Annotated in this window: 19 protein-coding genes and 1 pseudogene; 17 read left to right on the forward strand and 3 right to left on the reverse strand. The window is 73.1% G+C overall.

Translation table 11 applies throughout. The features are described 5' to 3' along the window. Positions 1–116: 116 nt before the first annotated feature. From FNH09_RS18005 to FNH09_RS18015, 3 genes are all read right to left on the reverse strand, one after another. The gene (locus FNH09_RS18005; protein WP_162468742.1) at positions 117–1,172 is read right to left on the reverse strand and encodes an NAD-dependent epimerase/dehydratase family protein; all 1,056 of its coding nucleotides are present in this window, start codon (positions 1,170–1,172) and stop codon (positions 117–119) included. 92 nt (positions 1,173–1,264) lie between these two features. Continuing rightward, positions 1,265–2,377, reverse strand: a complete 1,113-nt coding sequence (locus FNH09_RS18010; RefSeq protein WP_202919690.1) for a DUF6745 domain-containing protein — start codon at positions 2,375–2,377, stop codon at positions 1,265–1,267. A gap of 38 nt (positions 2,378–2,415) precedes the next feature. After that, positions 2,416–2,742 carry a hypothetical protein gene (locus FNH09_RS18015; RefSeq protein WP_152889081.1) on the reverse strand — a complete coding sequence of 109 codons (327 nt, stop codon included), beginning with the start codon at positions 2,740–2,742 and terminating at the stop codon, positions 2,416–2,418. A gap of 170 nt (positions 2,743–2,912) precedes the next feature. On the opposite strand from FNH09_RS18015, the gene FNH09_RS18020 reads away from it, so the two are divergent. The 17 genes and pseudogenes from FNH09_RS18020 (at position 2,913) to FNH09_RS18100 (ending at position 20,842) form a co-directional block, all read left to right on the forward strand. Next, complete coding sequence (locus FNH09_RS18020) at positions 2,913–3,869, forward strand: STM4015 family protein (RefSeq protein ID WP_152889083.1); 957 nt, start codon at positions 2,913–2,915, stop codon at positions 3,867–3,869. 12 nt (positions 3,870–3,881) lie between these two features. Beyond that, positions 3,882–4,832 (forward strand): STM4015 family protein, encoded by a 951-nt coding sequence (locus FNH09_RS18025; RefSeq protein ID WP_152889085.1) that lies wholly within the window; start codon positions 3,882–3,884, stop codon positions 4,830–4,832. Continuing rightward, a complete protein-coding gene (locus FNH09_RS18030) occupies positions 4,813–6,153 on the forward strand; it encodes an STM4014 family protein (RefSeq protein WP_202919691.1) in 1,341 nt (446 codons plus the stop codon). Before FNH09_RS18025 ends, FNH09_RS18030 begins: the two co-directional genes overlap by 20 nt. Before the next feature lie 43 nt (positions 6,154–6,196). After that, complete coding sequence (locus tag FNH09_RS18035; RefSeq protein ID WP_152889121.1) at positions 6,197–7,087, forward strand: STM4013/SEN3800 family hydrolase; 891 nt, start codon at positions 6,197–6,199, stop codon at positions 7,085–7,087. Further along, positions 7,084–8,463: an STM4012 family radical SAM protein gene (locus FNH09_RS18040; protein ID WP_152889087.1), complete on the forward strand. Its 1,380-nt coding sequence runs from the start codon at positions 7,084–7,086 to the stop codon at positions 8,461–8,463. Before FNH09_RS18035 ends, FNH09_RS18040 begins: the two co-directional genes overlap by 4 nt. A gap of 10 nt (positions 8,464–8,473) precedes the next feature. After that, positions 8,474–9,349 carry an STM4011 family radical SAM protein gene (locus FNH09_RS18045; RefSeq protein WP_152889089.1) on the forward strand — a complete coding sequence of 292 codons (876 nt, stop codon included), beginning with the start codon at positions 8,474–8,476 and terminating at the stop codon, positions 9,347–9,349. 71 nt (positions 9,350–9,420) lie between these two features. Next, positions 9,421–9,873: an NAD(P)H-dependent oxidoreductase gene (locus FNH09_RS18050; RefSeq protein WP_162468743.1), complete on the forward strand. Its 453-nt coding sequence runs from the start codon at positions 9,421–9,423 to the stop codon at positions 9,871–9,873. A gap of 184 nt (positions 9,874–10,057) precedes the next feature. Then, positions 10,058–10,690, forward strand: a complete 633-nt coding sequence (locus tag FNH09_RS49835; RefSeq protein ID WP_152889091.1) for an ANTAR domain-containing protein — start codon at positions 10,058–10,060, stop codon at positions 10,688–10,690. A 157-nt stretch (positions 10,691–10,847) separates the two neighbouring features. Then, positions 10,848–11,306, forward strand: a pseudogene (locus FNH09_RS48610) (hypothetical protein); the annotation flags it as partial. 96 nt (positions 11,307–11,402) lie between these two features. Beyond that, positions 11,403–12,794 carry a hypothetical protein gene (locus tag FNH09_RS18065; RefSeq protein ID WP_420802758.1) on the forward strand — a complete coding sequence of 464 codons (1,392 nt, stop codon included), beginning with the start codon at positions 11,403–11,405 and terminating at the stop codon, positions 12,792–12,794. Further along, complete coding sequence (locus tag FNH09_RS18070; protein WP_152889093.1) at positions 12,791–14,323, forward strand: vWA domain-containing protein; 1,533 nt, start codon at positions 12,791–12,793, stop codon at positions 14,321–14,323. The genes FNH09_RS18065 and FNH09_RS18070 overlap by 4 nt, the downstream gene beginning before the upstream one ends. A gap of 104 nt (positions 14,324–14,427) precedes the next feature. Further along, on the forward strand, positions 14,428–15,549 hold the full coding sequence (locus tag FNH09_RS18075; protein ID WP_152889095.1) for an ATP-binding protein: 1,122 nt from the start codon (positions 14,428–14,430) through the stop codon (positions 15,547–15,549). Beyond that, positions 15,546–18,383, forward strand: a complete 2,838-nt coding sequence (locus tag FNH09_RS18080) for a DUF5682 family protein (RefSeq protein ID WP_152889098.1) — start codon at positions 15,546–15,548, stop codon at positions 18,381–18,383. The genes FNH09_RS18075 and FNH09_RS18080 overlap by 4 nt, the downstream gene beginning before the upstream one ends. A gap of 211 nt (positions 18,384–18,594) precedes the next feature. Next, the gene (locus FNH09_RS18085; protein WP_238426753.1) at positions 18,595–19,269 is read left to right on the forward strand and encodes a hypothetical protein; all 675 of its coding nucleotides are present in this window, start codon (positions 18,595–18,597) and stop codon (positions 19,267–19,269) included. A 115-nt stretch (positions 19,270–19,384) separates the two neighbouring features. Then, positions 19,385–20,023: a class F sortase gene (locus tag FNH09_RS18090; RefSeq protein ID WP_152889100.1), complete on the forward strand. Its 639-nt coding sequence runs from the start codon at positions 19,385–19,387 to the stop codon at positions 20,021–20,023. 71 nt (positions 20,024–20,094) lie between these two features. After that, the gene (locus FNH09_RS18095; RefSeq protein WP_238426754.1) at positions 20,095–20,316 is read left to right on the forward strand and encodes a hypothetical protein; all 222 of its coding nucleotides are present in this window, start codon (positions 20,095–20,097) and stop codon (positions 20,314–20,316) included. 97 nt (positions 20,317–20,413) lie between these two features. Next, positions 20,414–20,842, forward strand: a complete 429-nt coding sequence (locus tag FNH09_RS18100; protein ID WP_152889102.1) for a hypothetical protein — start codon at positions 20,414–20,416, stop codon at positions 20,840–20,842. The last annotated feature ends 31 nt before the right edge of the window (positions 20,843–20,873 follow it).

Below are 20,873 nucleotides of genomic sequence, written 5' to 3' on the forward strand. Positions count from 1 at the left end.
ATCCCGTGCGGCCCCGACACCCGTACAGCGCAACCCTGTTGACGTCCGCGTCCCCCGCCGGGATGTCCGTCACGTACGCCGGCCTCACGCGCGCCGCTGCCGCGGCGGCGCCCGCCTCACGCCCGCCGCTGCCGCAGCCAAGCCTCGTAGTGCTCCAGCAGCGTCTCCTCGATCGGGCGGTAGACGATGCCCAGTTCGCGCACGCTGCGGCTGTTGTCGACCCGGAACCGGATGCCGAGGTGCTTGCGGATGTAGTCCTGCGTCAGCCCGAACGCCGGGCCCAGGATGCGCACCGGCCAGTGCGGCAGCGCCGTGCGCGGCAGCCGGAGACTGCGCGGATGACGGGTGCGGATGATGCGGGACATCTCGTGGAACGACGTCATCGTCTCCGCGGCGACGATGTAGCGGCCCTTCGCATCGGGGTTCTCCGCCGCGGCGATATGGGCGTCGGCCACGTCGCGCACATCGGCGGTGGTGAAGCTGAAGTCCGGTGCGCCGTAACAGAAGTAGCCCTTGAACAGCTCGTCGAGCAGGAACAGGCTGCCGGAGCTCGACGCCGGGGTGAGGGAGGGGCCGAGCACCAGACCCGGGTTGACCGACACCATGCGCCAGCGGTCCTGCGCCGCCTCCGCGTCCCAGGCCGCCCGCTCGGCGAGGGTCTTGGCGTAGTGGTACGGGTTGTTGTCCACGGTGCTCGTGGTGTTGAAGTACTTCTCCGTCAGCACCTCGTCGTCCATGTCCCGTACATCGGCGTAGTCACCGAAGATCGCGCCGACGGTGGAGGTGAACACGAACCGCTCGACCTCCGCGGTCCGCTCGACGCTCCCGAGCACATTGCGCGTCCCCAGCAGGGCCGGGTCGACCATGTCCCGGCGGCCGTCCCTGATCTTCTCCGGCATGAGGAACGGCGAGGCCACATGGAAGACCACCCGGCAGCCGCGCATCGCCTCGTCGAAGGAGTTCTCCACGAGCAGATCCGCCTCGAACAGTTCCAGCCGCCCGGGGAAGGCCTCCCGCAGCTGCGCGAGCGGCCCCACCTTGGCGGCGTTCGCGGTGCTGCGGACCGTGGCGTGCACCCGGTAGCCGCGTTCGAGGAGCCGCCGCACCAGATGGCTGCCCACGAACCCGGTTCCGCCGGTGACCAGAACGCTCGCCGCCGCCTCTGTGCCCACGTGCCGTCTCCTCGCTCCAGGTTCCCGGTGCGTGCCGGGAGACGGAACGGATCATCGCGCGACACGTGCCGCCGCAACAGGGGTGCGACCGATCACGTCTCCCGCAGCGGCGCGTACGCCTCGGCCTCGAGACCGAACGTCCACGCCACGCCCTCCCTGGCCTCCCGGGTCGTCGGCGGCACCCGCAGCCAGTACGTGCGGTGCGTACCGTCCGGCTCCGGGGTGGAGTTGACGACCTCCACCATCACGACCGGCTCGTCGCCCTCGAGCTCGACCCGCCACAGCGTGCCCGTCTCGTCGCTGTGCACCGGACGGGCCCCGGAGTCGCTCAGATAGCGGTCGTAGCCGTAGTACTCCAGCATGACCCGGCGCAGCTCGGCGTTCTCCTCGGCACGGATCCGCTCCGGCGTCAGCGTGCGCAGCTCCTGGAGGAAGGCGGCCGGCACCGGCATGCCACGCCAGGCGTGCAGGGCGAAACCGTCCGGGAACGCGAGGGCCGGGCCGTCGCCCCGGTCGAGTCGGCCCGCCTCGTCGCGGTGCAGGGCGACGGGGCGCTCGCACACCACCACGACCTTCTCGAACGGCCACCACCAGCCGGCGTTGCGGCACACCCGGGCCGGCCCGTCCAGCGCCGGTCCGTCCGCGCTCAGGGCGGCGAGCCACGGCGCGTCGTGCTGGCCGAGCAGCGCGTCCAGCAGGATCAGCCGGATCTCCGTCTCCGCCTGCCGGTCCGCACCGGCGAGGTCGTCCAGCACACCCCCGCGGATCCGTTCGACGAGCATCTGCGTGGTCTCCCACAGACGGCCTCCGGTCGCCGACCAGTGGGCCGACCACCCCGCCGCCCCCATCCGCTCGTGCGCGGCACGGCGTGCGGCCGCCCAGGGCGCGCTGCGCACCGCCTCCCGCACACTCGCCCCCCGCTCCGCGTCGGACAGGGCCCGCACCAGGGTCACGCCCTCGCGCGGGGAACCCGCCCACACCACCCGCTCCGGCGCGGCCAGTCCGGCCTGCCGGTACGCCAGCAGGATGCCCGCCTCCGCCTCGGCACGGTCCGCGGGCTCGGCCGCCGCGGCGCACGCACGCCAGTCCTGGAGGGCGTCCACCGGCGCCCCGTCCGTCCCGGCCACGTCCCCCGCCACCAGCTGTGCCGTCACTGCCGTCTCCTCCATCACGTCCACCACGTCCACCACGCGCCCGCCCGTCATCGCTTCCCTCGTCCCGCTCACCCGGCCCACCGCGTAGCTCAGTCGGCCACGATCCGCACGGAACCCGGTACGTACTCCCGCTGCCGGATCACCCGGAACCACCCCTTGGGCAGCGTGATCGCCGCATGTTCCTCGTGCACGACCCGGCCGCCCTCCGGCAGATGCAGCAGCAGCGGCCCGAACGGTCCAGGCTCACGCACCAGTTCGCCAGGACCGACCACCGCGTGGGCATGGCCGGTCACCTCGCCCAGGGCCAGCACGAGCCGCCCCCGCGTGTCCCGCGCCTCCTTCGGCGCGTGCGGGACATGGGTCGGCACGGCCCCCTCCGCGACGGGCACGATCAGCACGTCTCCCTGCCGGTACATGGCTCTCCCCTCCGTCCTGGTGCTCGGCGCACCGGACTCCACGCACAGACCGTACGGACCACCACTGACAACCGGCCGCGACCGACCCTGCCGAGGCGTGCTGTCAGTGCCTGTTGGTAGAACTGCTGCGCACCGCCCACCGCATCCGTTGCACGTCAGGAGCAGCCCGCATGACCATCGGCCAGCACTTGCAGGAGTTTCACGGTCTGCCCGCCTTCGACTTCCCCGAGGCCGACGCGACGACGGCGCTGCCCGAACCCGACGCCGTGGCCTGGCGGGTCGCCGGCAGCGTCTACGACGCCGAGGAGGAGTGGACGGCCGCCTTCGAGCGCTTCTGTGCCGCGGTGGACACGACCCGGGTGCGCGCACTGATCGTCGGTGCCTGGACGGAGGCGTACGACAGCGCCTCCACCGAGGTCGTGGCGGCGCTGCTGGCCGCCCGTGACCGGCTGCCCGCCCTGCGGGGCCTGTTCCTCGGTGACATCGTCTACGAGGAGTGCGAGATCTCCTGGATCAACCAGACCGACGTGACCGGGCTGTTGACCGGCTTCCCCGACCTGGAGGAGTTCGGCGTACGCGGCGGGACGGGCCTGCGGCTGGAGGCGTTCGGCCACACCGCGCTGCGCAGACTGACCGTGCAGACCGGCGGACTCCCCGTCCGCGTGGTGCGCGGCATCGGCGGCAGCGAACTGCCCGCGCTGGAGCACCTCGACCTCTGGCTGGGCACCTCCTGGTACGGGGCCGACACCGAGGCCGCCGACCTGGAGCCGATCCTGTCCGGGGCCCGGCTGCCGCGCCTGCGGCACCTGGCGCTGCGCAACAGCGAGATCCAGGACGAGGTCGCCGCGGCCGTGGCGTCCGCCCCGGTGGTGGCCCGCCTCGAGGTGCTGGACCTGTCCATGGGCACCCTGGGCGACGACGGCGCGGCCGCGCTGCTCGGCGGGCAGCCGCTCACCCATCTGAAGCGGCTCGACCTGCACCACCACTACCTGAGCGAGCCCGTCCAGCAGCGGATACGGGAGACGCTCGAACCCGCGGGCGTCGAGCTCGACCTGGACAGCCGCAACCCCGACGAGGACCGCGACGAGGACGGCACGGTGCACCGCTATGTCGCCGTCGGTGAGTGACCGCGCGAAGCCATGGTCTACTACCCCACACACCTGACGCGCTTTCGCAATCTGCCCGTCCACACCTTCGCCCCGGCCGGCGACGCCCGTCCCGCCCCCCTGCCTGAAGCGGACACGGTCGCCTGGAAGCTGGCCGCCGACTGGGACACGCCGTTCGAGAAGATCTGGCGCGGCTTCCTCGACGAGGTCCGCACCGAGGACGTCCTCGCCGTCGTCGTCGGACCCTGGTGGACGGAGTGGGACGAGGACGGCATCGACCCGGTCCTCGAACTGCTCGCGGCCGAGTCCCACCGGTTCCCGCGGCTGCGGGCGCTGTTCCTCGCGGACGTGGAGTCCGAGGAGCTGGAGATCTCCTGGATCAAGCAGGGCACCGTCACCCGGGTGCTGCGCGCCTGGCCCCAGCTGGAGGAGCTGGGCGTGCGCGGCGCCGAGGACCTGGTGATCGAACCGCTGCGCCACGACGCGCTGCGCACCCTGCGGATCGAGTCCGGCGGCCTCGCCCCGGATCCCGTACGCGCCCTGGGCGGCTGCGAGTTCCCGGCCCTGCGTCACCTCGAACTCTGGCTCGGCACCACCTGGTACGGCGGCGACTGCGAGGTGGCGGACGTCGAACCGCTCCTGGCCGCCCTCGGGCGCTGCCCGGACCTGCGTCACCTGGGCCTTCAGAACAGCGACATCCAGGACGGGATAGCGGCGGCGGTGTCGGCCGCGCCGGTCGTCGCCGGACTCGACTCCCTCGACCTCAGCATGGGCGCACTCGGCGACGAGGGCGGTGCCGCCCTGCTGTCCGGGCAGCCGCTCACCCACCTGCGCTCGCTCGGCCTCCGCCACCACTTCATGAGCGAGGAACTGGTCCAGCGGCTGCGCGAGTCGCTGGAGCCGCACGTCACGGACCTCGACCTCACCCCGGCCCCCAGCCGTGGCCGCAGCGCGAGGACACGGTATGTCGCCGTCGGCGAATGAGGCGGACCCGGCGCACCGCGCCGGTCCCCGCCTCGCGGTCGTCGGCAACCCGGAGAACCGCCGGGTCGCGCTGTTCGGCGCGGCGGTGCGCGGGTTCGGGCTGCCCGAGCCGCGCGTCGTGTCCTGGGAGGAGGTACTGCGTTCGGGCGGGGCCGACTTCGCCGCCGACGAGGTGGTCCGCATCGACTCGCCCGGCGAGAACCCGGCCGTCGACCGTCTGCTCCGGGGTACCGGGGACCCGACCCGGGTCGAGGGCTCGGCACGCTGGTACACGGGCCTGATGAGCGCGGTGCGCACGCTGCGCGGCGGTCGCCGCCTCGACGACCCGGACGAACTGGCGGTCCTGTTCGACAAGCGGCGCTGCCACGCCGTCCTGACCGCGGGCGGAGTCCCGGTCCCCGCTTCACCCACCTCGGCGGCGGAGGAAGCGGCGGGGGAGCGGGGGACGGAACCGGCGTCGGTACGCGGCTGGGACGACGTACGGGCTCTGATGCGCGCACACCGGATGCACCGGCTCTTCGTCAAGCCCGCGCACGGCTCGTCGGCGTCCGGAGTGCTCGCCGTCGAGACGTCCGGCGCCGGGCGGATCAGGGCCACCACCTCCGTCGAACTGACCCCGGACGGGCGGCTGTTCAACTCCCTCAGGGTGCGCCGCTACGAACGGGAGCAGGACATCGCGGCGATCGTGGACGCACTGGCCCCGGACGGCCTGCACCTCGAACGCTGGCTGCCCAAGGCCTCCCAGCGGGGCCGGGCCGCCGATCTGCGGGTCGTCGTCGTGGGCGGCCGGGCCACCCACGCCGTGGTCCGCACCAGCGCCTCGCCGCTGACCAATCTGCACCTCGGCGGCAGCCGCGGCGACCTCGACGAGGCCCGTGCGGCCGTCGAGGCGGCCGGAGCCCGCTGGTCGGAGGTCCTCGACGTGTGCGAACGGGCCGCGGCCTGCTTCCCGAACACCCTGTGCGTGGGCGTCGACCTCCTGCCGGCGGTCGGCTGGCGGCGGTTCGCGGTCGGCGAGGTCAACGCCTTCGGCGACCTGCTGCCCCGGCTGACCGGCCTGCCGGGCAGCGGAGCGGAGGGCCGCGACACCTACGCGACCCAGGTGGCCGCGATCCTGCGCCACCCGTCCCTCGCGCGCCCGGCCGTCCCGCGTCCTGCCCGTACCGCCACCTCGGCTCCCACGGCCACCACGGCCCCGGCCCGGCCCCCGAGGCGGGCCGCACCGCAAGACCCGCAAGACCCGCAAGACCCGCTCGACCTGCACGACCCGCAAGACCCGCTCGACCCGTACAGAACAGGAACCACCGATGTCAGCGACTGAACCGACGCCCCAGCCGCAGCGCACGGCCGCGAGCGACCCCGACATGAACGAGATCGTCGGCAGCCACGACATCCTGCTCGTCACGCTGGACACCCTGCGCCACGACGTCGCCGCCGAACTGGCCGCGGCCGGCCGCATCCCGAATCTGGCCCGCCATCTCCCCGACGGCCGCTGGCAGCGCCGACACGCTCCGGGAAGCTTCACCTACGCCTCCCACCAGGCGATGTTCGCCGGTTTCCTGCCGACGCCCGCCGAACCCGGCCCGCACCCAAGGCTGTTCGCGGCGAGCTTCGCGGGCAGCGAGACCACCGCCGAGCGCACCTTCGTCTACGACACCCCGGACTTCGTCTCCGGCCTGGCCGAGGCCGGGTACCACACGGCGTGCGTCGGGGGAGTCGGCTTCTTCAACAAGCAGGGCCCGCTGGGCTCGGTGCTGCCCGGACTCTTCCAGGAGTCCCACTGGGAACCGGAGTTCGGCGTCGCGTCACCCACGTCCTTCGAGCACCAGGTGGCCCGCGCCGAACGGCTGATCCGCGAACTGCCCCACGAACAGCGACTGTTCCTGTTCGTCAACGTGGCCGCCCTGCACCAGCCCAACTGGTTCCACCTGCCCGGCGCCACCAAGGAGGCGGGCGACTCCCGCGAGACCCACGCCGCCGCCCTGGAGTACGTGGACCGGCACATCGGCCGCCTGTTCGCCGCCGCGAGCAGCAGACGCCCCTGCTTCGCGATCGTCTGCTCCGACCACGGCACCGCGTACGGCGAGGACGGCTACACCGGTCACCGCATCGGCCACCCGTCCGTCTGGACCGTGCCCTACGCCCACTTCCGGCTCGACCGGACGCTCGACCAGACCGCCCCGACGCCCGACCGGACGCCCGCCCCTGCGACGTCCGCCCCTGCGACGTCCGCCCCGACGGAGGCCACCCGATGACCGCCGTGACCGGCCCCCTCCCGCGCACCGAACCCGCGCGGCACGTCAGCCCCTACCAGAGCTACGTCTACGCCTACCCGCACAAGACGGCCTACCGGAAAATGGCCGACCGCCCCCGGCTGCGCACGCTCTGGGCGACGGAGCCGAAGGACACCCTCTCGCTCTACCTCCACATACCGTTCTGCGAGGTCCGCTGCGGGTTCTGCAACCTGTTCACCCGCATCGGCGCCCCGGACGGTCTGACCGGCGCCTACCTGGACGCCCTGGAGCGGCAGGCGACCGCCGTGCGGGACGCGCTCGGCGACTCGGAGCCCGTCCGGTTCGCCACCGCGGCCTTCGGCGGCGGCACCCCCACCTTCCTCACCGCCGCCGAGCTGGAGCGGCTGTGCGACATCGCCGAGCACCGCATGGGCGCCGACCTGCGGGCCGTACCGCTCTCGGTGGAGGCCTCGCCCGCCACGGCGAGCGCCGACCGGCTGGAGGTACTGGCCGCCCGCGGCACCACCCGGCTGAGCCTGGGTGTGCAGAGCTTCGACGACACCGAGGCCCGGGCCGCCGTACGCCCTCAGCGCCGGGCCGACGTCGAGGCGGCACTCGGCCGCGTCCGCGACGCCCGGATACCCGTGCTCAACATCGACCTGATCTACGGCATCGACGGCCAGACGGACGCCTCCTGGCTGCGCTCCCTGGACGCGGCCCTGGCCTGGCGGCCGGAGGAGCTGTACCTCTACCCGCTCTACATCCGCCCGCTCACCGGCCTCGGCCGCCGCGCGGGCGACGCCGACCCGGCCTGGGACGCACAGCGCCTGCGGCTGTACCGGGTGGGCCGCGACCACCTTCTCGCACACGGGTACGAGCAGCAGTCGATGCGCATGTTCCGGCGCGCGGACGCCCCGCCCCAGGGCACGGACGACTACGCCTGCCAGACCGACGGCATGATCGGCCTGGGTTGCGGCGCCCGCTCCTACACCGCGGGCCTGCACTACTCCTTCGACTACGCCGTCGGCATGCACGAGATCCGCTCCATCATCGACGACTACGTCTCGCGGCCCGCCGCCGACTTCGCCCACGCCGAGTACGGCCGCCCGATGGACGCCGACGAGGCCCGCAGGCGCCACCTGCTCCAGTCCCTGCTCCAGGCGGAAGGACTGCCGCTCGCCGACTACGCGGGCCGATTCGACGGACGCGCCCCCGCCGACGACTTCGGACCCGAGCTGGCGCGCTTCGCGTCCCTGGGCTGGCTGGAACCCGTCGAACCGGGCGCGTCCGCGACGTTGCGCCTGACCCCCGAGGGCCTGGCCCACTCCGACGCGATCGGCCCCGAGCTGTTCTCCCCGGCCGTCCGGGCCGCCATGGCCGCCTACGAGAGGAAGTGAGCGCGCCCCGATGGACCTGACCCTGCTCTACCGCGGCCCGCTGGCCTCCTGCGACTACGACTGCCCGTACTGCCCCTTCGCCAAGCGACGCGACAGCCGCGAGCAGCTGCGCGCGGACCGGGCCGCCCTGGAACGGTTCGCCGCCTGGGCCGCGGAGCGCACCACCGACCGCCTCTCGCTGCTGTTCACCCCGTGGGGCGAGGGCCTGGTCCGGTCCTGGTACCGGCGCACCCTGACCGAGCTCTCCCACCAGTCGCACATCCGCCGCGTGGCCATCCAGACCAACCTCAGCTGCCGCACCGACTGGCTGGCGGACGCCGACCCCGACACCCTCGCCCTGTGGTGCACCTACCACCCCGGCCAGACCCCGTACGACCGCTTTCTGGCCAAGTGCCGTGAACTGGTCCGGCTCGGCGTGCGCTTCAGCGTCGGCATCGTCGGGCTGCCCGAGCATCTGGAGGCCGCCCGGCGGCTGCGCGCCGAGCTGCCCCCGCACGTGTACCTGTGGGTCAACGCCGCGGAGGGCCACACCTACGACGACGCGCAGGCAGACCTGTGGACCGAACTGGACCCGCTCTTCCCCTACAGCCGCCGTCCGCACGCCAGCGCGGGCCTGCCCTGCCGCACCGGGGAGTCCGTGATCTCCGTCGACGGCGACGGCACCGTCCGCCGCTGCCACTTCGTCCGCGCCGAACTGGGCAACCTCTACGACGGCTCCTACCGTACGGCCCTGCGCCCGCGCCCCTGCCCCCTCACCGCCTGCGACTGCCACATCGGCTACGTCCACCTGGAGACCCTGCCGCTGTACGACGTGTTCGCGGGCGGCGTCCTGGAACGCATCCCGGCAGGTACCGCCACCGCCACCGCCACCGCCACTACTGGTTAGCACTCGGGGCGTGCGCGCCCCGGGCGGTCCGGCTTGCGGTCCGGGCCGCCCGGACGGCAGGGTTCGGGAGTGTGCCCACCTTGCTGATCGTGCATCACACGCCCTCGCCCCACTGCCAGGCCATGTTCGAGGCCGTCGTCTCCGGCGCGAGCGACCCGGAGATCGAGAACGTCGACGTCGTACGGCGGCCGGCGCTGTCCGCCACGGCCTCCGACGTGCTGGCCGCCGACGGGTTCCTGCTGGGCACCCCGGCGAACCTCGGGTACATGTCCGGCGCGCTGAAGCACTTCTTCGACCAGGTCTACTACCCCTGCCTGGACGCCACCCGGGGCCGGCCGTTCGGCTTCTACGTGCACGGCGGCAACGACGTCACGGGAGCGGTGCGCGGCATCGAGACGATCACGACGGGCCTCGGCTGGCGCCGTGCCGCCGAACCGGTCGCCGTGACCGGCGAGCCGGCCAAGGCCGATGTGCGGGCGTGCTGGGAACTCGGCGCGACCCTGGCCGCGGGACTGATGGAGTGACGCCCGTACGGACCGCTGACGGCGCACTCCGGCCGGTGCCCCGGGCGTCGGCTCCCTCCGCAGCCCGACGCCGTGCCGTGTTCCGGCGGCGCGCGGGGAGCGGGGGTGCCAGACTTCTCGTGGGGCCAGACTCCCAGGCCGGGCGAGAGGGCCCGGAGGGACCCGCCACGGGAGGTATTGCGCGGTGACGGAGGAACGGGTCGGTCCGGCGGACGACACCGATGCGCTCACCGGTGTGTTCCTCTTCCGGGTGCCCGAGGAGGCCTGGTGGTGGTCCGACGACATGTGCCGCCTGCTGGGCTACGACTCCGACGAGACCCCGGCCGACGACGCCATGCTGGACCGGCACGTGCACCCCGACGACCGGGAGGGCATCCGCCGGGTGTGGGACCGCGGACTGCGCACGGGGACGCCGTTCAGCACGTACTACCGGCTGCTGACCCGTGACGGGCAGGAGCGGCACGCCGTGCTCGTGGGCGACGGCCGGGTCGACGACGACTCCGTGGTCGTACTGCGGGGATTCGTCGTGGACGTCACCGAGCCGGTCCAGCGGCACGCCCAGGAGTCGGCGGACGTGGACATCGCGCGCGCCCGCGCCTCGCAGGAGGACGTGGACGTGGCCCGCGGTGTCCTCATGGCGCTGTACGGCGTGCACGAGGACGTGGCCTTCCGGGTGCTGCGCCGGCACAGCCAGCAGACGAACGTGAAACTCCGCACCGTCGCCCGCGCCGTCGTCGAGGCCACCCCCACCCCGCCCGGGGAGGGGCAGCACGATCTCCACCTGCGCATCGCGCAGGCCCTCTACCCGGAGGACTGACGACGGTCAGGGAGCGGTGCCGAGGGCCGTTGTCAGTGGTGGCCCGTATGTTCTGCCGTGTCCCGCCGATCCGGGGTGACAGTCCCCTGGGCGCAAAGGAGATGGCGCGTTGTCAGATTGGGAGAGGTCGAGCACGGCACGGGTGATCCCACCCGCCATGCCACGCAAGCTCGCCAAGGTCCCGTTCGTCGAACTGGCCGACGGACGCCTCCAGGGAGTGGTGTCGAGCGGCTCGGACATCGAGCGGGTCTACGTCTCGTCGATCGCGGCCCGGACCTACGCGTTCGCGTGCAGCACCAACAACAACCGGCCCTGCGGCGGCGCGCGCGGTTCGTTCTGCAACCACATACGGGCCCTGGTCAACGAGGCGGTGCTCCAGTACGGCGCCGAGCGCGTCGCCCGCTATCTGCGGATCGAGTCCGCCGGGTCCGCCGCACAGCCCAGCGCGCAGAGCATCACCGCCGACATGATCGGCACCCGTCCCGCGCAGGCGGACGCCACGGCCGCGGCCCCGGTCTTCAGCCGGTTCCTGCGCCACCTGACCTACCTCGAACTCGCCCACACCAGCAGCCCGTTGCCGGAGATGCAGTGGTTCCCGCCGACCAGGCGGACCGCGCCGGGAGGGCCCGCGCACACCTTCCGTCCCGGCCCGGCGGAGGGCGCCGGCCCGCTCGTCGAGGAGATCACCGGGCTCGACGAGGCACTGGCCGCCGTGGACGCGTTCGACCGGGCCCTGGTCGGCGGGCTGCTGCGTCCCCGGCCCGACCAGGCCGCGGCCCTCACGGAGTTCGCGCAGGCCGTCGCGGGTTCCCCGCTGGCCGCCAGGGTCGCCGAAGCCGCCGAGAAGGCAGCGGCCGGAGCCGCGGCCGAGGACCACCTCGTCGCCCTCGCGGCGGCCCGCACCGCACTGCTGGGTTCCGTGCACGACGCCCTCGTGGTCCGCGTGGAGGAGCTGACCGGCCGGCCGCACGGCGGGGAGACGGCCCCGGCGTCCGCCGGAGCGCAGGCAGCGAACCTGCTCGCCGCCGCCCGTTCCTGGCTGGCCGACCTGGCGCGCACCGGATGGCAGGGCATCGACCACGACGTGGTCGCCGGATCCGCACAGGTCGTCTCCGCGATGCTCCCCGAGCCGTCCCTGCGCCGCCTGGCGACGCTCCTCGACGGCTTCGCCGCCGAACTCGCGGCGTCCTGCCCCGGAGCGGCCCTGGAGAACGTCCCGGTCCGCCGCTGGGCCGACCTGTGGTCACGGGCGATGCTCCTGACCCTGCCCGGCGCCACCGACACGCCCGCCGTCGCCACGGTCACCGGACGTCTGCTGCCTCTCGGCGTCGACGTGCACGAACACGCCACCGCCGCGCAGGCCCAGGTCCACGCCGTGCTCGAACCCGCCGACGGGACCCCGCCGCGCCTGGTGCGGGCCGGTGTGGCGGTCCCCAAGCCGGACACGGTCGTCGGCGCCGGTGTGTGGCAACTGCTGCGGCCGCACATGTCGCTGCTGGCCGCCGTCGGCGAGGGCCGCTCGATGGACATCACCGACATGCCGCTCACCGTCGAGGGCGACCTGATCTGGAGCGACGAGCACGCCCGGCCGGGCGAGCCCGCCGACGCCTTCGCCACCGCCCGCGTCGCGCTGCCGACCGCGACGGCCTCGGCGACGGTGCCGCTGGACCGGCATCCGGCCCGGATCGCCGTCCCCGTGTTCCTGGAGGGGTACACCGTCCGCAAGGCCGAACCGCAGACGGCGCCCACGGACGCGCCGGAGCAGTCCCCGCAGGACGGCGGACCCGGCGGCGACGTGCTGACCTTCACCGTCGCCGGGCAGCCGCTGGTCGTCGACACCGACCGCATCCCGGTCGCCGGACCGCTCACGCCCGAGGCCGTCGAGGCCTCCGGCGCGTGCATCGGGCTGCTGCGCTGGGACGCCGGGACGTTCGGGGTCCAGCCGCTCGCCGTCGAGACGACCGTACGGAAGAAGGCCGTCGCGATCCACGCCGGCGGCTGGGTCGGCGGCACGGCCGACAAGGCGGGCGCCAGGGCGGAGAAGGCCGCCGCCGACGCCGTGGTGGTGCTGCGCGAGCGCGCCGGAAGGCTGCTGCGCAAATGACCGAGCGGACGAACGGGCACCACCCGGAAGCGAACCCGTACGACAACCGTCGCCAAGTGCTGTACTGGCGGCTGCTCGCCCGGCTGTTCGACCACGAGGAGCAGCCGGCCCTGGAGTCGTCGAGCCTCGCCGTCGTCGAGGACATCGGCCTGCCGCCCGCGCTGCTGGACCCGCAGACCTCCGTCGACTCGATCGTGCAGCGCCACCCCGAACTGGTCGCCGAACTGGACGGACTGATGGTCCCTCGGCCGGAAGCCCGGAGCGAGGGCGAACCGGCGACCACCACTGATGCCGATGCCGACGCCGCCACCGATGCCGATGCCGACGCCGCCACCGATGCCGAGGTCGAGACGGAGGCCGAAGCCGAGGACGCCGGGCGGGACCGGGACGCCGAGGTCCGCCGTGCCGCGCTGGTGTCGAAGGTGCTGCTCAACGTGTTCGCCTCCCCTTCCGCCACGGTCACCGCGGGACAGCTGTCGCGCTGGCAGTCCGACGCGGGCTGGCTGGAGCGCGCCCTCGGCTGCCGCCCCGGCGACCTGCGCGGTGGCCGGACCGGGCGAGGCACCGCGATGCCGGGCGGTGTCGCCCCGACCGGTACCGGAGTCGGCTTCGGCACGCCCGACCTCGGCAAGCTGATACCGGCCATCGGGCCGGAACTCGGCGCCATCGAGGCCGAACTCGTCAGGCGGATGCGGCTGCGCGAGGTGCTGGCCGATCCTCGACTGGCGGCCCAGCTGACCCCGAGCATGTCGCTGATAGAGCAGTTGCTGCGGGACAAGGACAACCTGTCAGGGGTGGCCCTCGCCAACGCCAAGGATTTGATCCGGCGCTTCGTCGAGGAGGTCTCCGAGGTCCTGCGGACCCAGGTGGAGAAGGCGTCGGTCGGCGCCCTGGACCGCTCGGTGCCGCCCAAGCGGGTGTTCCGCAACCTCGACCTCGACCGCACCATCTGGAAGAACCTCACCAACTGGAGCCCGGAGGAGGAGCGGCTGTACGTCGACCGCCTCTACTACCGGCACACCGCCCGCAGGACGACGCCCCAACGGCTGATCGTGGTCGTGGACCAGTCGGGCTCGATGGTCGACTCGATGGTGAACTGCACCATCCTCGCGTCGATCTTCGCCGGACTGCCGAAGGTCGACGTCCACCTCATCGCGTACGACACCCAGGCACTCGACCTCACCCCCTGGGTGCACGACCCCTTCGAGACCCTGCTGCGCACCAACCTGGGCGGCGGCACCGACGGAACGGTCGCGATGACGCTGGCCCAGCCGAAGATCGCCGAGCCCCGCAACACCGTCGTGGTGTGGATCTCCGACTTCTACGAATGGCGCACCGAGCAGCTGTTCGCGAGCATGGTCGCCATCCACCGCTCCGGCGCGAAGTTCATTCCCGTCGGCTCGGTCACCAGCTCCGGCCGCGCCAGCGTCAACCCCTGGTTCCGGGAACGCTTCAAGGATCTCGGCACACCGGTCATCTCCGGCCACATCCGCAAGCTCGTCCAGGAGCTCAAGACGTTCCTGGCCTGAGGCGCCTGCGTACATCGAGCGTTCCGCCCTCGCGGGCTCCCAGCCCCGGGCTGCCCCCTCCTTTTCTTCTTTTCCTGCTGAGACCTGCCCAGAAAGGCACCGATATGTCCGAGCTGTTGCGCGCCCCCGCCGAGATGAAGTACGCCGAGGAGCTGGACTGGCTGGAGTCGATCGACGACGGCCCCAAGCCCTTCGCCTGGCGGCTGTCGCCGAAGATGGTGCGTCTGTTCATCCTCGGCTCCGAGCGCGCCGACGGACTCGACCGGCCGGTCGCGCAGAAGTGGTTCGGCGACCGCAGCTTCGTCGAGCGCTCCATCGTCACCCTGGCCTCCGACCGCGGCCTGCTGCTCATCGGCGACCCCGGCACCGGCAAGAGCTGGCTCGCCGAGCTGCTGTCCGCCGCGATCAGCCGCAACTCCACGCTCGTGGTGCAGGGCACGGCCGGTACCACCGAGGACCACATCAAGTACTCGTGGAACGTGTCCATGGTGATCGCCAAGGGCCAGTCGAGGGAGTCGATGATCCCCTCGCCCATCATGACCGCGATGGAGGCCGGCGCGATCGGCCGCTTCGAGGAGCTCACCCGCTCCACCAGCGACGTCCAGGACGCGCTGATCTCGATCCTGTCCGAGAAGTACATCTCCGTACCGGAACTGGCCGGCGACGACAACGGCAACATCGTCTTCGCCAAGCCCGGGTTCTCGGTCATCGCCACCGCCAACAGCCGCGACCGGGGCGTCAACGACCTGTCCTCGGCGCTCAAGCGCCGCTTCAACTTCGTCCGCATCCCGGTGGTCACCAACAAGAAGAGCGAGGCGGAGATCGTCCGCTTCCGCACCGAGGAACTGCTGCGCAGGCACCAGATCGAGCTGGACGTCCCGCCGACCCTGCTGGACGTGCTGCTCCAGAGCTTCGCCGACCTGCGCGCCTCCGCGGCCGCGGCCGGCAGCGACGACGAGAAGCTGGAGTCGGCCCTGTCCACCGCCGAGCAGATCGGTGTGCTGGAGGACGCGATCCTGCACGGCAACTTCTTCGGCGAGCGCGCGCTGACCGCGCACACCCTCGCCTCCTCGCTCGTCGGGTCGCTGGCCCGGCGCGATCCGGAGGACCTGGCCATCCTCAACAAGTACCTGCACGGTGTCGTGGAGCCGCGCAGCAAGGAGGAGGGCGGTTCCTGGACGGAGTTCCTGGAGGGCGGCCGCGACGCGATCGCCACCCTGTCATGAGCGGCACCGACGAGAGCGCGTTCGGCGCGCTGCGCGGACAACTCCAGGAAGCCGCCCAGGCGTTCGCGGACGGGCCGGGGGCCCTGGAGGGCATCCTCCTCGGCATCGTCGACGACGTCGACCGCGCGGTGCGCGAGCCGCTGGAGATCTTCCCGGTCTGCCACCACTCGCCCGCCTCGGCGACCGCGATGGCCCGCAGACTGCGCGAGAAGCGGCCGAAGGTCGTGTACCTCGAACTGTGCGAGGACATGGCGCCGCTGCTGACCGAACTGCGCAACTGCCGGCTCCCGGTGGCGGTACAGGCCTTCGCGACCGAGACCGAGGGCTTCCCGGCCGAGTGGGCGCCGCTGTCCGTGGTCGCGCCGATCACCGAGGCGTCGGCCGAGTACCAGGCCATCGCCTACGCCCTCGACACCCCCGGGGTGGAACTGGTCCTCGTCGACCGTTCCTCGGACCACGTGTACCAGTGGGACGAGCGAGCACCGCAGGCCGCCGCGGCGGCCGACCCGGACGCCCCGCCGGCCGAGGAGGAGGCCGCGCTGCACGGCGACGCCGTCGGCGTCGAGATCGGTGACCTGCGGCCCCGCTTCGCCGAGCTGGAGGAGCACCTGCTGCGCCACGGCCGGGTGCGGCACTGGTCGGAGTGGTGGCACCAGTACGTCGAACTGCCGCTCGGCGACAGCGACCACGACACCTACCGGCAGGTCATGCTGCTGATCGGCAGCCTCTTCCGGCGCCTGGCCCCCGGCGACGAGCACCGGGTGCGCGTGGACGAGGACCGCGAGCGCTACATGTGGACCAGGATGCGCGAGCACCTGACCGCGACCGGCACGGACCCGGCCGACTGCCTGTACGTCTGCGGCGCGTTCCACGCGGCCAGCCGGGTGGCCGAGTTCGGCGTGCGGGGGGCCGACACGTTCGAGATCGGTCCGCGCACCGCGACCAAGTGGCAGCACGGGCTGATCCCGTCCAGCCATGCGGCGATCGAGGCGCAGTTCGGTCTCGCCGCCGGTTCGGTCTCGATCGCCGCCACCGTGTGGGCGAAGAACCTGCGGCGCACCAAGGTGCAGCCGTTCCGCCTCGCCGGACAGAACGGCGCGAAGAGCGGCCGGGCCACGAAGGCCGTGGCGGCCGCGGCGCAGGCCGCTCAGGACCCGACCGGATCGGTGGCGTCGAGCGGGGAGAGCGGCGCGGCCGCGGACCGGCTGTCCGGCTTCCTGCGGAGGCCGCCCGTCCTCGACCCGCTCGACGAGGCGGAACTGCTCGGCTGGTCGGTGGAGATCGTGCGGGCCGCGCGCCGCAACGGCTACCTCGCCTCCACCGCCGACGCCATCGCGGTGTTCGAGACGTCGATCCTGCTCGCGGGCATGCGCGACCGGGCCAAGCCGACGCCGTACGACTTCCAGGACGCGGCCGTCACCTGCATCGAGAAGGACAGCGTGCCGGGCCGGCGCGACGTGCGCCGCCTCGTCGAGATCATGATGGGCGGCGACCGGATCGGCCAGGTCGGCTACGACGCCCTGCCGCCCCTGGCCCGCGACGTGCACGACCGGCTGAAACCGCTCGCGCTGCGCCTCGAACAGCGCGGTGTGCAGCGGGCGCTGCTGGACATCGCCTCCCGGCCGGAACTGGAGCGCTGCTCCGATGTGCTCTGGATGCTGCGCCGGTTGCTGCCGCAGGGCGCCGCACGCCCGATCATGGGGGAGCGGCGCCTGGGCGAGCGGTCGATCCAGGAGTCCTGGGACCTGGCGCTGGGCACCCACCAGCGCGCCCTCATCGAGCTCGGCTACGAGGGCATCAGCATCGAGCAGGTCCTGGAACAGCGCCTGCGGCGCACGGCGTACGCTCCGCGGGCGACCACGGCGACCGTCCTGGAGACCGTGGAGGACGCGACCCTGTATCTGCGCAGCCGCCGGCTCGCCGACGAGCTCGGCGCCCGTGCCCTGGAGACCCTGGCGGCCGAGCGCAGCGTCGACGGCGCGCCGGAGGTGTTGCGCCGGGTCCGCCGGCTCCTGGCGTTCTACCGCACCAGCGAGCCGGTGCTGCCGCCGTGGATCGAGCGCTTCGTCAAGACGGGCTACGCGCACTACTGCACCCTGCTGCCGACGGCGTTCACCGACGAGGACGCCGGTGTCCGCCAGGTCGCCGCGATGCTCGGCTTCCTGTTCAGCATGGAGAGCCTGGCGCTGTCGCTGGGCTGTGACCGCACCCAGCTGGAACTGGCGGTCGCGCAGTCCCACCCGGAGGACCCGCCGAAGACCGCGCTGCTGTGGGCGGCCCGGACCCAGCTCGGCCACCTCACCCGCGCGGACCTGCGGGCGCGGTGCGACGAACTGCTGGACAACCCGCTGGTGGTGCCCGCCTACCCGCGCTACCTCAGCGGCTTCGTCCAGGCCCTGGAACCGGTGCCGGGCCTCACCGACTTCGTCGTGGAAGCGGTGTCGAACGCGTTCGCGCGGCTGCCGGATCCCGTGCTGCTGCCCTGGCTGCCGACCCTGATCACCACCCTGCGGGACGGCGGCGGCGAACTGGCGCCCCTGCTGATCCGCGAGGCGGGGCGGATCTTCCCGGGCCGGCTGACGGCGCTGGACGCGTGGGTGCCGCCCTGGCGGGAGGCGCCGGACCCGGGTGTCCCGGCGTCGGCACGCCGGGCGGAGGCCGGCCGGGGCGTGGCGCTGCTCGCCGCCCACCCCGCGGCCTGCGACGCGGTGGCCGGCCTGCTGGGCTGCGACGGGGCCTGGGAGACGGCGGCCGCGGGACCGCGCGGGGCGGCGCTGGTGGACCGTCACCCCGACACGGCGACGGCACTGGCGGTGCTGCTGGCGGCCGGCTGAGTCCGGCCGGGCCCGGCGGCCGGGAGCGGGCCGACCGAACCGGTGCCGGGCCGGTCGGCAACCGGAAGGCGGCCGGACGGGGCGCAGGGTAACCCGACTGAGCGCCCCGGATGGTGCGATGCAGTGGTGTGGCTGACGGTAGATCACGTCAAGGCCGGGTCACTTCAGCTGACAAAGCCCAGCTGCCCGGCTGCGACGGAAGGACCCTCACATGCGATCAGCCCGCATGTTGCTCGCCACGGCAGCGGCCTCGGCCGCTCTCGCGATCGCCACCCCCGGCGCTCACGCGACCGGCGACGACTCGAACAACGATCAGGACTCGTCCTACAGCAGAGAGCAGGGCAAGGACAGTGGCCGGGACTCGTCCTCCGGCCGGGAACGCGACGACGGCGGCGGCTACGAATCGCCGCGCGGTGGAATCCACGCCGGTGGCGGCGCGCTGGCCGCCGTGAGGGCGGACGACTGGGTTCCCAAGGTGGACCCGAAGCAGGACCCGGAGACCTACCGGAACGACAACAACAACGACGGCGGCGGCCGTGGCAACAATGACGGGGGCGGGCGCGGCAACAACGACGGCGGCGGCGGCCGTGGCAACAACGACGGGGGCGGGCGCGGCAACAACGACGACGGCGGCGGCCGTGGCAACAATGACGGCGGCGGCCGTGGCAACAATGACGGCGGTGGGCGCGGCAACAACGACGGCGGCGGCGGTCGTGGCAACGACTTCGGGAACGACGAGCGCGACCGGCCCAGCGGCGGCATGCACACCGGTGGGGGCGCACTGGCCTCGCAGAATGTCTCCACGGGCGGCCTGGCCGTCCTGGGCATCGGGGCGGCAGGCATGTACGCGTGGCGACGGAAGAAGGCGGCCGAGGGCGCAGCCTGACCGTGTCTGACGCGGACGGCAGCCGGGTCGCCACCGGTTGCGTCCCGTGGCGGCCCGGCCCGCGGTCCGTGTGCCGTTCCCGCTCAGCTGCCCAGCCGTAGTGAGGTGGTATCCGATGGCAGCCGCTCCTTCCTCGTCCGGGAACCGTTCGACGAGCACGTGGCTGTGGGGCACGGCCTTCTTGGTGCTGGCGATGATCCTGGCCGGCGGCCGGCACGCGCCGGCCGATTCCGCGTATCCGCCGCGCACCCTCCAGGGCGGGGCGGCGGCCTCGGCGGTCGCGGCTCCGGTGGGCAAGCATCTGCCGCGAGCCAGGCCCGAGCGGCTGCTCATCCCCAAGATCTCCGTCGACGCGCCCTTCTCCGACCTCGTCATCGGTCCCACGGGGCACTTGCAGCCTCCGGACGCGGACGACACCAACCTCGTCGGCTGGTACGCCCACGGAGCCTCCCCGGGTGAGCCCGGCACCGCGATCATCGCCGGGCACGTCGACACGATGACGTCCGCGGCCGTGTTCGCCGACCTTTCCGCCCTCGAGAAGGGCGACAAGTTCTACGTCACCCGCGCCGACGGGCGCAAGGCGTCCTTCGTGGTGGACGACACCGAGAAGTTCGCGAAGGACGACTTCCCCGACCAGCGCGTCTACGCCGACACCGCGCAGGCCCAGGCGCGCCTGATCACCTGTGCCGGGGACTACGACCACACGGCCAAGGACTACACCGAGAACCTGGTCGTCTTCGCCCACCTCGTCTGACCGACGGCGCGGCGGCCGACCGGAGGGGGAGCCGGTCCCGGTACGGGGGAGTCGGCGCCGACGGTGCCCGGGTGCCCACCCGTCGGGTTCCGGACGTCGTGGTACGTCTCGCGGCCCGGTTCGGCGACGCGCAGCTGCGGGAGATCGTCCCCGCGCCCGGCCGCCGCAACCGCCACACCACCGAGAAGGCCGCGCGGCCCCTGGACCGGCGGCCGCGGCCCGCCGGGGAGACGGTGCTGGACTGCGCGCGGAGCCTGATCGGGCACGGGGCGGTCCGGGGCGTCGGCGCGTGACCGGAACGAGGCGGCCGGCGGTTCCGGCCTGCATCACCGACGCGGGGTCCGGGTCCTCTCGGTAGGGGCGTGTCCGAGAGGCCGGGGGGTCGTGCTCATGACCAGCACCAGCGAAGAGCCGTACGGCGGCGGATCGTGGCCCGGGGCGCACCGCCCCGGCGGGGTCCTGAGGCGACGGGTGTGGGGAGCGCTCGCCGTGCTCGTCGGAGTCGTGCTCATGGTGTTCGGGGCGGTGACCCTGCACAGACCGGGGGACCTTCCGGAGCTCTCCGTCGGCGTCGCGCTCGCCCTGCTGGCCCCGGGTGTCTACGGCGTGTGCGCGGGCGCGGTCGTCGTGCGCCGCGCCCGGGAGCGGCTGCCCGAGTCGCTCAGCATGTGGGGATTGATGACCTGGTTCGCCATGGTCGCCGCGATCCCGGCGGTCGCCTACGGCTCCACGGTGGGCGGGCCCGCCCTGGTGGCGGCCGTGTGGGGAGCGCTGGTGCTCCTCGGCTGCTGGTTCGTGCGCCACGAGAGCGACGACTGACCGCGGGGCCCCGGCTCGGGCGGGACGGGCG

The organism is Streptomyces adustus (assembly GCF_009377175.1).
GTDB lineage: Bacteria > Actinomycetota > Actinomycetes > Streptomycetales > Streptomycetaceae > Streptomyces > Streptomyces adustus.

Coding starts and splice junctions, on each gene's coding strand:
- FNH09_RS18010 (WP_202919690.1), bottom strand. CDS start 2,377: ATGACGGGCGGGCGCGTGGTGGACGTGGTGGACGTGATGGAGGAGACG.
- FNH09_RS18015 (WP_152889081.1), bottom strand. CDS start 2,742: ATGTACCGGCAGGGAGACGTGCTGATCGTGCCCGTCGCGGAGGGGGCC.
- FNH09_RS18020 (WP_152889083.1), top strand. CDS start 2,913: ATGACCATCGGCCAGCACTTGCAGGAGTTTCACGGTCTGCCCGCCTTC.
- FNH09_RS18025 (WP_152889085.1), top strand. CDS start 3,882: ATGGTCTACTACCCCACACACCTGACGCGCTTTCGCAATCTGCCCGTC.
- FNH09_RS18030 (WP_202919691.1), top strand. CDS start 4,813: ATGTCGCCGTCGGCGAATGAGGCGGACCCGGCGCACCGCGCCGGTCCC.
- FNH09_RS18035 (WP_152889121.1), top strand. CDS start 6,197: ATGAACGAGATCGTCGGCAGCCACGACATCCTGCTCGTCACGCTGGAC.
- FNH09_RS18040 (WP_152889087.1), top strand. CDS start 7,084: ATGACCGCCGTGACCGGCCCCCTCCCGCGCACCGAACCCGCGCGGCAC.
- FNH09_RS18045 (WP_152889089.1), top strand. CDS start 8,474: ATGGACCTGACCCTGCTCTACCGCGGCCCGCTGGCCTCCTGCGACTAC.
- FNH09_RS18070 (WP_152889093.1), top strand. CDS start 12,791: ATGACCGAGCGGACGAACGGGCACCACCCGGAAGCGAACCCGTACGAC.
- FNH09_RS18075 (WP_152889095.1), top strand. CDS start 14,428: ATGTCCGAGCTGTTGCGCGCCCCCGCCGAGATGAAGTACGCCGAGGAG.
- FNH09_RS18080 (WP_152889098.1), top strand. CDS start 15,546: ATGAGCGGCACCGACGAGAGCGCGTTCGGCGCGCTGCGCGGACAACTC.
- FNH09_RS18085 (WP_238426753.1), top strand. CDS start 18,595: ATGCGATCAGCCCGCATGTTGCTCGCCACGGCAGCGGCCTCGGCCGCT.
- FNH09_RS18090 (WP_152889100.1), top strand. CDS start 19,385: ATGGCAGCCGCTCCTTCCTCGTCCGGGAACCGTTCGACGAGCACGTGG.
- FNH09_RS18100 (WP_152889102.1), top strand. CDS start 20,414: ATGACCAGCACCAGCGAAGAGCCGTACGGCGGCGGATCGTGGCCCGGG.